Genomic DNA, 12,791 nt, shown 5'->3' with positions numbered 1-12,791 from the left:
GTCACCCGTCCCATACGGTGGGCACTGCCAGGGCTTCGCTGTCCGGCGGATCAGAACCATGGCGGATACGCAACGCGTCGACGGCAACCCGACCCACGGAGCCACGGGAGACCGGTGGCGGTCCCGTGGCCCGTTGCTCGCGGTGTGCGCCGGGTACTTCATGGTGATCCTGGACGTCACGATCATCAATGTGGCCGTGCCGGTGGTGGGCCGGGAACTGGGCACCTCCCTCACCGGGATCCAGTGGATCACCGACGGGTACACCCTGGTCTTCGCCGGGCTGCTGCTGACCGGTGGCGCCCTGGGGGACCGGTTGGGCAGCCGGCGGGTCCTCTGCTGGGGCGTGGCGGTCTTCCCCCTGGCCTCGCTCGCCTGCGCACTCGCCCAGAACCACCCGGCCTCGCTGGTCGTGGCCCGGCTGGTGGCGGGGGCCGGCGCGGCGCTGATCGTGCCCGGTTCCCGCGCCCTGCTCCAACAGGCGTGCCCCGCGCCCGCTCGCGGGCCTTCGGACCGTGGGGATCCATGGCCTGGCATCGCCGCATCCGCCGGCCCGCTGCTCGGTGGGCTCCTGGTCACCACGCTGGGCTGGCGCTGGGTGTTCCCCATCAACCTGCCGGTCGGCGTCGCCTGCCTGGCGCTGACCCTGCGGTGCGTCGCGCCCTCGCGCCGGCACGCCGCCCGGTCCCTGGACTGGCCGGCCCAGTGCGCCGTTGCGGTGATGGTCGCCCTCTTGACCGTCGCCCTCAACGAGGCCGGCCGGCGCGGCTGGTTCGACCCGGCGGTCCTGGCCATGGCGGGACTCTCGGCGGTGTGCGCAGCCGCCTTCGTACTGCGCGAGCGGCTGGCCCGCATGCCTGTGCTGCCGGTGCGCCTGCTGCGCTCGCGCGCGAGGGGCGGGGGAGCCGCCATCGGCCTGCTGTTCGACTTCGCCTTCTACGGCATGGTGTTCACTGCCAGTCTCGACTTCCAAAGACAGCGCGGTTACAGCGCTCTGGAGACCGGAGTGGCCCTGTTGCCGGCCGTGGTGATGACCACGTTCGCCTCCGCTGTCCGGCCGACTGGCCCGCCGCACCGGCCACCGGTCACTGGCCCCTGGTGGTCGCGGGCATGCTGGTGGCGGCCGCGGGCCTGGCGGGCTGGGCGGCAGCCGGCCCCAACCCCTCGTATCCCTTGCTGGTGGCCCCGATGATGGCCGCCGGATTCGGAACGTCCTTCGCCCTGACCGGTTCCACCCCGTCGGTCATGACCGCCGCCCCCACCGGTTACGCAGGCACCGCCTCCGCCCTGTTCAACACCACGCGCCTGACGGCGCACGGGCCCGATGAGGGGAGCCGCCCCACCAGCGTCCGGCACGCGCGCTCAGTAGCGATAGCCGAGGTCCGCCGTCCGGCCGGCGCGCAGGTCGTCCAGCACCCGATCGACGCGGGTGGCGTCGTACGCGATGCCGGTGAGCCACGCCTCCAGGTCGGCGACGAGGACGACGGCCGCGGGCCCGGTGCCGGCGCCGTGGGCCGTCGAGGCGATCAGCGGGCCGGATTCGTCGGCCAGGTATCCGCCGCGCTCGTGGGGCTCGACGTCGCCCGAACGCCGGACCAGTTCGGCCGCACGGCGGCAGTCGTCGGCCACGCGGGCGGCGAGGTCGACGAGTTGGCCGGCGACGGCCGGCGGCGGCGGGGTGGTATCGGTGGCGTGTTCGGTGAGCAGCAGCGCGCCGCCGCCCACGGTGCTGTAGCCGGCGGCCATGGCGAGTTCCCAGGGCAGTTCGGGGTTCTTCCTGGAGGCCCCTTCGGTGCGGTACTGGGCGTAGGCGGCTTGGACGAGCCGGAGGGTGCGGTCGGCGTCGCGCAGCACCTCGCCGTCCGCGGCGGCAACGCCCTGGCCCCTGGGCGGCAGGCACAGCCGTTCGGTGAGGTCCTGGCATGCCTGGGCAGATGCCGCCATGAAGCGGACCACGGAGCGCCGGAGTTCGTTCTGCGCACCCCGGGGCCAGGCGAGCAGGGCGGCGGTGGCACCGATGAGACCGCCGATCAGCACGTCCAGGAAACGCCACGTGGGAATGCCCAGGCTGGGCGGTTCGACCTGTGCGAAGACGGTCACCAACGTGAGCGTGAGCGCCGCCTGGACCCAGACCGGCCCCAACAGCGGCCCCACCCCGAAGCCGAGGAACACCACCAGGGGAGCCGCGACCATGTAGACGGCCGGGGTGTTACCGGCGACGACGACCAACGAGGCCGCCACCACGGCACCCAACCCGGTGCCGAGGAACGCCGGTGCCAAGGCTCCTCGGGTGTCCGAGGCGGAGGTGCGCAGCAGGCTCAGCGTGGCCAGCAGGACCCAGAAGCCGTGCGGCAGGTTGAGGCTGCCGACGAGGAGCCTGGCCCCGGCGAGGGCGAGGGCCGCCCGCAGCGCGTTCTGGAACAGCACCGACCGCGGCGTCAGATGCAGGCGCAGTCGGTACCAGTAGCGGACGGGGGCGCTGACCGTGGCGTACCGGAAGGGGGTGTCCAGGCGGCGCCACAGGTGCTGCGGCGGTGCGCCGAAGGCGATGCGGGCGGCCTCGGTGAGCAGCACTCCGGCCGCGGCCGTGTCGTGGACGACCGCGGCCAGGCGCAGTTGTCCGGGGCTCGCGGTGCCGACCGTGGCCCGGCGGGCGCATCCGAAGGAACGCACCGACTCGGCCAACGTATCGGTGGCCAGTTCCTCGGGAGCGGCGGCACGGAGGACGCCGGCAGCGCGCCGCAGGCTGCCGGCGGTGGAGTCGAGAAGGCGAGCGGCGTGAGGAGCGGGACCGTGCCGGTCGAGGGCGATCCGATCGAGTTGGTTGACCAGATGACGCAGCGCGGCCCGTACGTCGTACAGACCGCGGTGCCGCAGTGAGGCTCCGGTGGGGCGTTCGGGCAGCGCGACCTGCGTCAGTCGGGTGGCGAACAGGGTCTGGCTCACCCTGTCGTGCGGGGGAGCGACGGTGTCGTCGGACGGCTCCGCGATGCGGCGCGCCAGTGCCGTGCAGTACTCGGCGGTGGCGTCCACCGCGTCGGCGAGCAGCACACGGTACGGCGGCGGCAGGGGACCCTGCCACAGCAGCCGGTCGACGAGCGCGGCAGCGAGCATGCCGACGGCCAGTCCACCGAGCCGCTGCCCGAGGGATTCCGGGGCGTAGGGCGGGAAACAGGGCAACAGGTAGTAGAGCTGGAACGAGGTGGCCAGTCCGCCGGTGGCCGGGCCGCCCACGCCCAGGTAGGACGTGACGAAGGTGACGACGAACATCCCCAGTGCCGCGCTCCAGGAGTGCGCGGCCAGAAAGGTCCCCGCGGTGACCAGCAACAGTCCCACCGGCAGGGCGGCGAGCAAGGGGGCGGTGCGCTCGCGCGCGGTACCCGGCAGCCGGGAGAAGAGGGTGATCGGAATGGCCCCGAACAGCGCATAGAGCGCCATGGCCGGCTCGTTGAACCCGTACCGCAGCAGATAGAAGACGCCGAGGCTGGCGAGCGTGGCCCAGAGCGCCCGGCGCAGTTGCGCGGCCGCGTCGGGACGGCGCAGCACCCAGCCGAGCGGGCCGCGCCGGCACACCCGGTTCACCAGCCGTTCCTTCCGCGCCGTACCGCCCGGCACGACGCACAGCCGTGCGCGAGCCCGTCGGCGGTCGACGAGGTCTGGCGGGGGCTCGTTCCCATGGACTCAATCTAGGCGGCGGCCGGTCGGCTGCAACCGGTGTCCACACGGCACACGGCGTTTCGACGACCGCACCGGCACCCCTGGCAGCTCCTCCGTGTCCCCTCCGCGTCTCCCGTCGGACTCCGCCGGAGCAGCGCCCTGCGGCAGCCGCAGCGGGGTCACTGGGCGGGGGAGACGTAAGGAGTAGAGGGACGGGGTGTCGAGTCTGCGGGAGACGAGCATGGCTCCGCAGACGGTGAAGAGCAGGGAGACCATCAGCCTGTGTCCAGAGCGTTGTTGCTGGCCTTCACGAGCGGGATCAGGGCCTGGCTGCAGTGGAGGTTCGCCGTCGAGATGCCGACTGGGAATCCCGACATCCCGACAGGGAAGCTCGACCGGTCCATGTCGCCGCAGGAGCCGATTTCGTCGAGGACCGGGCGGTGGTGCTTGGCTCACATCCTGGCCTTCGTCCACTCGGTGAACCTGCCGTGGGCCGTCGCACCGGACGGCCCGAACGACGCGGCAGGCAACTGCTGCCACGTACAGCCCGACGTCGCCACGAACACGATCGCCGCCAGCACCCCCCGGTCACCGTGGCAACGCCGGCCGCCACCCTCAGGCCGCGAGGGCGCCTCCGGCGCCACCCGCCGGAACAACTGCCACAACCCATCCGGCACCAGCCGCTCAACGATCCCCACGCCGGCAGGCTACCGACCTTGAGGAAAATGCCCGCAGTCAGCGGCCCAGTCGGGCCCGCTTGTCAAACCGGAGCAGCACCCGGACCAGCCGCCACATTCCGGCCGCCGCTCCAAGCAAGGCGCCCCCCACCAGCACACTCTTCTTCGCTGGCCCAGAGACGCCAAAGGCCAGTGTGAGAGTCAGAGCGACGGCGAAGACCGCCGCAGCCAGCGCGATGGCAGTCACCAGGGCGAAAACGATCTCCACCGTCATTGCGTCCTTTTCCCACCGTGACTCGCGCCCCATGTCCATGCTGCAAGTCTTACATCACGGTCAAGCCATGATGCACCGGACAGCCGGCCTCTCACATGCGGAGGCGAAACGCATTGACCGCCGACCTCCAGGTCGTCGGCGAGGGGCCTGTCTGGAGTCGTGAGCACGTGGCGGGCGCTGGTCCGTAGCCGTCGCGCGCCCCGGTGCGACGGATCGGGCCAGGCCGGCAGGGACAACTCCCTGTCGGCCTGGCCCGTCAGTCGGTACCGGCGGTGGTCGGACGCCGTGCGGGTGTGTTCATCCCTTCCGCAGGCCGCCGGTGCCGTTGCGGTGCTTGAGGGACTGCTGCGGGTCGTAGCCGGGGAAGGGGCGATCGAAGAGCCAGTTGTAGAGCATCTCCCGACAGATCTGCGGCTGGAACGCCGGCACCTGGTGTCCGGAGCCAGGCACGCTGACCTGCGTCAGGTTCCTGTGGTGGCGCACGAATCCCTTCGGGTTCCCCTGCGCCTGCGTCCAGACCATGCGGGGAGCGTTGCGCCATTCCGCGTGCGCGTGTTCGCCCTTCTGTCGCATGAGGTCGTCGAGGACCACCTCGGTGCTCCGGTATCCGCAGGCGGTGTCGAAGTTCCCGGTGTAGAGCAGGGTCTTGTAGCCCTTGTCGAGGACCTCGGCGTACTGCCCGGAGCAGTCCGCCATGTTGCCGTTCACCAGCCATTCGGCGACCGGGCCCTCGTTGTCGGCGCACTGCCAGGTGACGCCCGCCGGGACGTGCAGGGACTCCTTCACGTTCTTGCTGTCGAGGTAGGCGCGCAGCGCCCCCATGGGCAAGTCGTCCCACCGCCGCACGTCGTAGAGGTCGAAGTTCCCGCCGTATGCCAGGGTCGTGGTCACCAGGTCATTGCCGAGCTTGGTGGCCTTCGCCATTTCTCCGGCATCGAGGGCGGCCTGGTAGTCGGCGTGGGCGTCGTACAGGGCGTCCCGCTGGCTGATGCCGAGGAACCCGGTCGTGTAGACGTAGTCGATCATGGCGCGGAGCGACAGCTCGGGTTTGATCCAGCCGTTGCCGACCGCGATGCCCTTCAGGTTGATGTGCCGTCCGCCGGCCTTCCGGCGGTTCTGCTGGTCGATCTCCAGGGCGATCGTCGGCACGTACTTGCCGGCGTAGCTCTCCCCGCAGACGTACACCGGGCATTGCGCGTACTCCGGGTGTGCGGCGAAGAACTCCTGGAGGCCCTCCCAGAACATCCGGCCCAGGGTGCGCTCGTCCTGGACGTACTCGCCGACGTCGGAGTAGCTGTATCCGGTGCCGATGGGCTGGTCCCAGTAGACGACGTGTGCTTCCTGGTTCCAGGTGTTGGGGTTCACCGATACGGTTCCGGCGGCATCGTCGCCGATCGACAGCGGCCCGTTCTCCAGGAACAGACCCAGCAGCGAGGAGGCGCCGGGCCCGCCGTTGAGCCAGATCAGCAGCGGCGTCCGGCTGATCAGCTCCTGCTGGTCGTGGACCGCGACGTGGGGGTTGCAGGTCTGGCTCTCGAAGAACCAGTAGAACAGGTGGTTCTTGGTTCCGGGGAAGTCCTTGCTGTCGATGTGCACGTGCCCGGAGTAGGAGCGGACTTTCCTGGTGTCGCCGGTGTAGAAGTCGATGCGCAGGGTGTCGGGAACGTTCGCCGGAATCGACCCGACGAGGTCGTCTGAGGACACGGTTCACCTTCCGTTCGGCAGCGGGATCACGGAGCCAGAGGGCGGCGCCGTCGGGACTGCGTGTGATAGGCGCCGGTGAACAGCCCGGCCGTGCGCTTGGGTTGCTCCAGGACGCCGATGCGCTGGCCCTGGAGCAACTGCAGGGCGGGGAACCGTCCGGGTTCGAACAGCAGAATGTTCAGCGACCCGCCGTACATGAAGTTCCCGATCTGCTCTCCCTTTTCCACCGGGACCGGTTGCTTGATCGGGCTCTTGAACTTCTCCAGGAAATTCACGGAGGCGATCGAGTTGAGGCCGACGGGCACCACGCCGACGTACCCTTCGCCGTCTGGTTTCCCCTCCACGTCCAGGTACCGCGTCTTGATGATGACGTATCCCCGGCGGAAGTTGTCGAACATCGCGTAGTCGTAGCCGTAGCCGACGTTTCCCTTGTTGAGGAGTTCGGGGAAGTCCCGCATTCCGTAGTAGACGCCGCCGATGTCATCGCGGGCCTCCACCACCTCACCCCTGACCGGGGAGTGATACCAGTGGTAGCTGTCTGGCATCAGGATGCAGGACACCGCGGTTCCGCCGAGAAAGCGTTGGGCGTGCTCGGAGTTCTCCAGCAGCTGCTTGACGTTCATGGTCACCGTTTTGACCGGGATCGGCGTGGTCTCGGTCAGGTCGTCGACGATCATGTTGATGACACAGTCCGCCGGGGCGACCACCACGCTGTCGTCGCCCTGGGCGTCGATCGGCCGCTTACCGTCCTTGAGCTGCCGGATGAAGAAATCGTTGAAGCTGTTCCAGGGGCCGGGCCGGTAGTCGGCCATACGCTTCGTCCCGAGTTCCTTGACCCACTCCTCGATGAGTTCCTGGGACTCCGGCGTGTCCGCGTCCATCTGCAGGCCCTGCAGGTGCGTGAAGTCGGCGGTCATCTTGTACCCCGGGCCCGAGGTCGCAAAGACCATGCCGTAGTCGTTCTCGTAGGTGAGCCAGCTGAACTTCTCGATGTAGTCCAGCCCGTTGTTGACCCCGGGATGCCACTCGTACCACTCCCTGAAGAACTCACACAGGCAGTCGAAGTCCCGGTCCTTCCAGTCGTATTGGACCTCGACAGGGGTGTCTTCCGGGTACGGGACCACGTTCTTGACCGCGGCGTCGTACATGGTCTTGAAACCCTCGTGGTCGTTCTCGTACCACAGGGTGATCTTCTTGATGAACTCGTCGAGGCTGTCCGAGTACTGTTCCTCGCCCTGCATCACGTTCTCCTGTCTCCTGCCGCCTGAGGGGACGTTGACGACCCCGGTGTCCGTGAACGGTCGCTCTCGGTGCCTGGGAAGCGGCGGGGGAGCGTGGTCACGCCGTCCCCGCCGCTGTGTGAGGTGTGCGGTCAGCCGCAGAGGGGGTTGACGGCGAGGTCGTCGACGTTCACCGCGTATCCGTCGCAGCCGCCGCGGATGTTGGAGAAGTGGTACTGCAGGTGGGGCCGGGCCACGAGGGGCTTGACCAGTGAGACGTACTGGTAGGCGTCACCGTGGCCGGCGTCCTGGAGGATGTCGTACGCCTCGTCGGGTGTCAGGGCGGCCTGGTCGGTGATCGGCATGACGCCGCCCCACGACGACGTGTGGTAGATCGGCTGGTCGATCTCGCCCTCAAGCGTGGCGTGGAGTTCGATGGACTTGATGCGGGAAGCACCGTCACCGGTGTTGTAGACGAGGCGCCAGTCTGTCACCTGCGACATGTCCTGGGTCTTGCCGCTGGGCGAGCTGCCGTCTGCCACCATGAGCGTGGCGTTCGGGAACGTCATGTGGACCTCGTCCGCGGCCGCGTCGAGGAGTTGCTGCAGGGACAGCTGGTCCGCCGCCTTCACCCCCTGGCCGACCGACGCGGAGGCCGGCGTGGCCGCCTGTGCCGCACCGGTTCCCGCTATGCCGGTCACTGCCAGTCCGCACGCGACGATGACGGCCGCGACACTGTTCCTGAGCTTCATTGCCTCTCCGTTCTCTTCTCGGAAGGGGACATGCTCGTCCGGCACCGCGTCGGCACAGGGACGGCGATTCGCCTGGACCGACAGGAAGCTCTGAGCGCGACCCAACCATTCCGTCACGATGAGTGCTCACTCAAGAGCGAGATGTAGCCACGGAGTTGGGGGTGAGCGTGCGGCCAAGACGACCGAAATCACCGCCGCTGCCTGGCGCAAGGCAGCGGCGGCAGATGCCGCGGGAAGGGGGGAGGCCGTCGCTGGCAGTCGTCGGTGACCGGCGCCTCAGGCGAGCGGCACCAGCACCCACACCGTCTTGCCACCCGCCGGGCCAGGGATGACACCCCACGAGCCGGCGGCCACATCCATCCGCAGCAGGCCCGCCCCGACTCGACCTCCCCGGGCCGCGTACCCAAGGCGGATGCCCGCTCCTCGCACGCATTGACGACCTCGATACGCAGCATGCCGGCCTCGGATTCGAGGGCCGGAAGTCGCGACCCGGCAGCTGCCCCTGGGGCAAGGCGGGGCCGCGAGTTCCGGGGCGTGCGCCCTGATGCGCGGGCCGTATGCTCTGATGCCTCGATCGAGGGATCGTCGGTCGGAACGTTCATGGGCAGGATTGCGGCCGGAGATCTTGCCCCGGATCCGGTCGGTCTTCTGGCGAGGCCCACGAGCGCGGTTTCCGTGCGGCTGCGCGTGAGGTCATGTGCGCCCGGGCCCCGCGGTGGTCAGAGCCGGCCGGCGGCGAGAGCGAGCTATGCCTGTCTGTGGCGTGTTCCCTCGCGGCAACGTCCTCGGCCCGGGCGCACGCCTCACCCCATCGTTCCCGCCCCCATGGCCGGTCCCCTCGCGTTCGGAACTGCGACAACCGCACGCTGCCCGTGGCCGGTGACAGCCCGGTCGGTTCGCGCAGAACGCCCGTTCGCTCGCGGAAAACGGTCCGGTCCGACCGGACACCGCGTCGGACCGGTGGGGGAGTCTGTCGCGGTGGTGGCCGTGCTACGCGACCTTGGGGCCGCAGCGCATGCCGATGTAGACGCAGGCTGTGCCGTCCTCCAGCGTGGAGAAGACCACCGGCATGTAGTCCTGGCTGAACGCCGCGCCCACCCCGGTGCCCGCGAAGACCGTCTCCGTCACCGGGACCAGGTCTATTTCCAGGGGCTCGGAGAAGTCCTTCATGCCGTCGACGAACTCGTACACCGCGTGGGCCGCACCGTCCCGCTCGGTCACGGTGATGACCACGCCCTCGCGCCGGTAGGTGCCGACGAGCGGCGCGAGGTCGACCGTGGGCGGTTGGGCCGGAGGGGCGAAGGGCTCCGGCATCGTCACCCCGGCCAGCTCGGCCAGGAGTTCGCGGTAGAGCGCCGCGTACAGTTCGCGCGCACCGCCGCCGTTGGTGAGCAGCGCGACCGCGACACCCGCCGAGGGCACCACGCGCAGATAGCCGTACTGCCCGATCGAGGCGCCGTCGTGCCCGTATCCGCGGACGCCGTTCCAGTCGTACAGGGTCCAGCCCAGGCCCCAACCGTCCGCGCTGACGGTCCACTTGTCGGGGGAGTCGACCTCGCGCCGCTGCATCAGTGCGACCGTCTCTTCGGAGAGCACGCGCGTGCCGTCCTGCGCGACACCGCCGTCGAGGTGCATCCGCGCGAGCCGTGCGACGTCACCGGCCGTGGCGATGACCCTGCCGTAGGGGCCCGCCGAGCGCGGCATCAGGTCCCAGGACGGTGCCGGGTCCGGATCCTGGCCCGCTTCGCCCAGGTGCCCCATCGCCGCACGGAACCGCAGCGCCTCCTCGGGAAGCGTCATGGTGTGCGTGAGGCCGAGCGGGGTGAGGAGCAGGTCCTTGAGGGCCTCGTCCCAGACCTTGCCCGTGACCACCTCGATGATCCGGCCGAGCACGTTGTACCCGATGCCGCTGTAGGAGATCGCGGTGCCGGGCGGGCAGTCGAGCGCCACGTCCTTGGCGGCCTCGACGTACTTGGCGAGGCAGTCGTCGCCGCGCCCGCTGTCGTAGGTGAAGTCGCAGGTGAGACCGCTTGTGTGGCTGAGCAGTTGGCGCGTGGTGATGGACCTGGTGGCCTCGGGGTCGGCGACCGAGAACTCCGGCAGCACGTCCACGACCGGCGCGTCCAGGTCCAGTTGACCCGCATCGACGAGCCGCATGATCAGGGTGGCGGTGTAGATCTTGGCGATCGAGCCCATCTGGTAGACCGAGTCGGTCGTCGCGGTGACGCCCGTGCCGCGGTGGAGCACGCCGCTGGCCAGCTCGTGGACCGTCCCGTCCACGAGGATCGCGAGGGACGCGGCCGGAACGTGGTGCTCGGCGCGCAGTGCGTCCAGTCGGCTCTGCCAGTGGGCGAGGTCCAGCTTCTTGCCCGTCGAGTCCCTGGTCCCCCAGTCGCCCTTGGCCTCCCAGTTGCCCTGCGCGTCCCAACTCACGTTCTCGGACATGTCGACTCCCCTTCGATGCGTACGTCGTTCTCCCGATGTGAACACTGTACGCACGAAGTAACGCTGTACGCAAGGTGCGTACGGCGTGCGCTAACGTGAGGGGACGACGGACGTGGGACGACACGGGACGAAAAGGAACGAGGGCCGCATGCCGAACGACGAGAAGCCGACCACCTCGGTGTGGACCCGGCCGCGCCCCCGGCAACGGGAACACCTGACCCGCGAGCAGATCGTCGCCGAAGCGATCCGCCTGCTGGACGCGGAGGGCGTCGAGGAGCTCAGCATGCGCAAGCTCGGCACCCGCCTGGGCACGGCCGCCACCTCCTTGTACCGACACGTGGCCAACAAGGACGAGCTGATCGAGCTGGTCGTGGACGACGTCTACGGCGAACCGGACGTACCGACCGTCGTCGACGGGACCCGGTGGCGGACGGCCGTCACCCACACCGCCACCGAACTGCGGGCCATGACCCTGCGCCACCCGTGGATCGCCCCCGAACTGGGTCAGGTCGGCCTCGTCCACATCGGCCCGAACGCCATGCGGATGTCGTCGGCGCTGCTCGCGCAGTTCGAGGCGGCGGGCTTCCCCGCGGACGAGATGGACCAGGCCATGGCCACGCTCATGGCGTACGTCATCGGGATCGCGACCGCCGAGGCCGCGTACCTCTCGGTGATCGCCCGCAGCGGCCAGACCGAGCAGGAGTGGGTGGCGGGCCTGCGACCGGCCTTCGACGAGGCCACACAGGAGCACCCCCGGCTGCGCGCGGGAAGCTCCGCCCAACAGGACGTGCATCCGCAGCGGATCCGTGACGACAACTTCGCGTACGGGCTCGACCGGGTCCTCGACGGCCTGGCGGCCCGACTCACGGCCTAGTTAGGGCGGGCCGCCTGCGATCTGCTCGACGTCATCGACGCCGCGGGCGGGGAAGTACGGGGTTACGCAGGCTGGACGCTGTCAGGGGCCGTGGCGGCTCGGGGTGCGGGGCCGGTCGGCCGACGGTTGGGACTACCGGGCCGAGCGCTACCAACACGTCAACGCACCACCTGTGTCCCAAAGTCCGGTCCTCCACCACGACGTGGACCTACCGGATGCCTGGTGGCACGACCTCCACCGGGCACTCGACCACCTCGCGTTCGTCGACACCAGCCGCCAGGCGGCACGCGAGCGGTACATCCCCACCATGTCCCGCAGCGGCCGCACGGTGCCACGGGTTGCGGCCTCGGCGCGCTCGGGCGGAATCCCGTACCGTCCGGCATGCACGATCTGCTGCTCGACGTAGTCAGGTGGTGCCACGGCCCCGGCCGCGGCCCTTAGTTGCTCGCCCACCTTCTCGGAGTCGGGGTACTGACCGGGCTTCCCCCACCAGAAACCGTCCAGATCGACCGCTGCCGGGGTGCGGTGCGGTCACGGTTGCCTGCGCGCGTACTCGACGGCTACCAGCCCACCAAACGAGGTGCCGACCGGGATCGCCTCCGGTACCCCACGCGCCTCCAACACGTCCTCGATGCCCCGCAGTACGCCGGAGACGGCCCAGTGATCACGAACGTGCGCATCACGCCGTCCGCCTCGCGCCCGTGCCGTAGCCCGCGGTCAGCCGCCACAGGCCCGCTGCCCGGTAGTAGACGCCGTTCACCAGCTGCAACAGCACCATCGTGACGGGCCAGAGCAGACCACCGAGTCCAGGCACGACCTCGACTGGCAGCGCATACGACATCACGACCCGCGCCACGGCGTCGGCGAGCAGGGCGATTCCCCACATCACCGTGGAAACACGCCAGATGCGCCGGAACGCCGCCTCGTTCTCCCACAACGTCTCCCACGGCGTCCCATCGGAACGGAACCGTCCCTCCAGCAACGGTCGTGCCCCCAGATAGGCCAGGGGACGACGCGCCCACGCCGATCCCAGGAAGCACAATCCGGCCGCGCCGGTCACCCAACCGTCCTTGGCCAGCATGAACCGCGTGCCCCCACTGACCAGCGAGACCACCATCCCCAGCACCATCACCCCCGCCATGAACGCCGCCATCGCCTCCAAGCGACGATCCCGCAACCAGTACACCCCGT

General features: G+C 69.6%; 9 protein-coding genes and 1 pseudogene. 2 read left to right on the top strand and 8 right to left on the bottom strand.

Going from position 1 to position 12,791, the window contains the following annotated elements; all coding sequences use genetic code 11:
- The first annotated feature begins 58 nt into the window (after positions 1 to 58).
- Complete coding sequence (locus JNO44_RS34355) at positions 59 to 1,189, top strand: MFS transporter (protein ID WP_205367851.1); 1,131 nt, start codon at positions 59 to 61, stop codon at positions 1,187 to 1,189.
- Positions 1,190 to 1,359: 170 nt separating this feature from the next.
- On the opposite strand, the gene JNO44_RS34350 is transcribed toward JNO44_RS34355, so the two are convergent.
- From JNO44_RS34350 to JNO44_RS34320, 7 genes and pseudogenes are all read right to left on the bottom strand, one after another.
- Complete coding sequence (locus JNO44_RS34350; RefSeq protein WP_205367850.1) at positions 1,360 to 3,579, bottom strand: FUSC family protein; 2,220 nt, start codon at positions 3,577 to 3,579, stop codon at positions 1,360 to 1,362.
- Between the two features lie 380 nt (positions 3,580 to 3,959).
- A pseudogene (locus JNO44_RS43950) lies at positions 3,960 to 4,352 on the bottom strand (transposase); the annotation flags it as partial.
- Positions 4,353 to 4,389: 37 nt separating this feature from the next.
- Positions 4,390 to 4,644, bottom strand: a complete 255-nt coding sequence (locus JNO44_RS34340; protein ID WP_205367848.1) for a DUF6332 family protein — start codon at positions 4,642 to 4,644, stop codon at positions 4,390 to 4,392.
- A gap of 258 nt (positions 4,645 to 4,902) precedes the next feature.
- Positions 4,903 to 6,309 carry a S10 family serine carboxypeptidase-like protein gene (locus tag JNO44_RS34335; protein ID WP_205367847.1) on the bottom strand — a complete coding sequence of 469 codons (1,407 nt, stop codon included), beginning with the start codon at positions 6,307 to 6,309 and terminating at the stop codon, positions 4,903 to 4,905.
- 26 nt (positions 6,310 to 6,335) lie between these two features.
- The gene (locus tag JNO44_RS34330) at positions 6,336 to 7,550 is read right to left on the bottom strand and encodes a phosphatidylserine decarboxylase (protein ID WP_205367846.1); all 1,215 of its coding nucleotides are present in this window, start codon (positions 7,548 to 7,550) and stop codon (positions 6,336 to 6,338) included.
- 131 nt (positions 7,551 to 7,681) lie between these two features.
- Positions 7,682 to 8,281: a hypothetical protein gene (locus JNO44_RS34325; RefSeq protein WP_205367845.1), complete on the bottom strand. Its 600-nt coding sequence runs from the start codon at positions 8,279 to 8,281 to the stop codon at positions 7,682 to 7,684.
- Positions 8,282 to 9,271: 990 nt separating this feature from the next.
- Positions 9,272 to 10,726 carry a serine hydrolase domain-containing protein gene (locus JNO44_RS34320; RefSeq protein ID WP_205367844.1) on the bottom strand — a complete coding sequence of 485 codons (1,455 nt, stop codon included), beginning with the start codon at positions 10,724 to 10,726 and terminating at the stop codon, positions 9,272 to 9,274.
- Positions 10,727 to 10,874: 148 nt separating this feature from the next.
- Between JNO44_RS34320 and JNO44_RS34315 the strand changes: the two genes are divergently transcribed.
- On the top strand, positions 10,875 to 11,600 hold the full coding sequence (locus JNO44_RS34315) for a TetR/AcrR family transcriptional regulator (protein WP_205367841.1): 726 nt from the start codon (positions 10,875 to 10,877) through the stop codon (positions 11,598 to 11,600).
- Positions 11,601 to 12,279: 679 nt separating this feature from the next.
- Here the strand turns inward: JNO44_RS34315 and JNO44_RS34310 are convergent.
- Complete coding sequence (locus JNO44_RS34310) at positions 12,280 to 12,777, bottom strand: VC0807 family protein (RefSeq protein ID WP_205367839.1); 498 nt, start codon at positions 12,775 to 12,777, stop codon at positions 12,280 to 12,282.
- Between the last annotated feature and the right edge of the window lie 14 nt (positions 12,778 to 12,791).

It is taken from the genome of Streptomyces noursei (assembly GCF_016917755.1).
In the GTDB taxonomy this organism is placed as follows: domain Bacteria; phylum Actinomycetota; class Actinomycetes; order Streptomycetales; family Streptomycetaceae; genus Streptomyces; species Streptomyces yunnanensis.
Note: the sequence above shows the minus strand (reverse complement) of the source record. Positions and strands in the feature narration are given on the sequence as shown.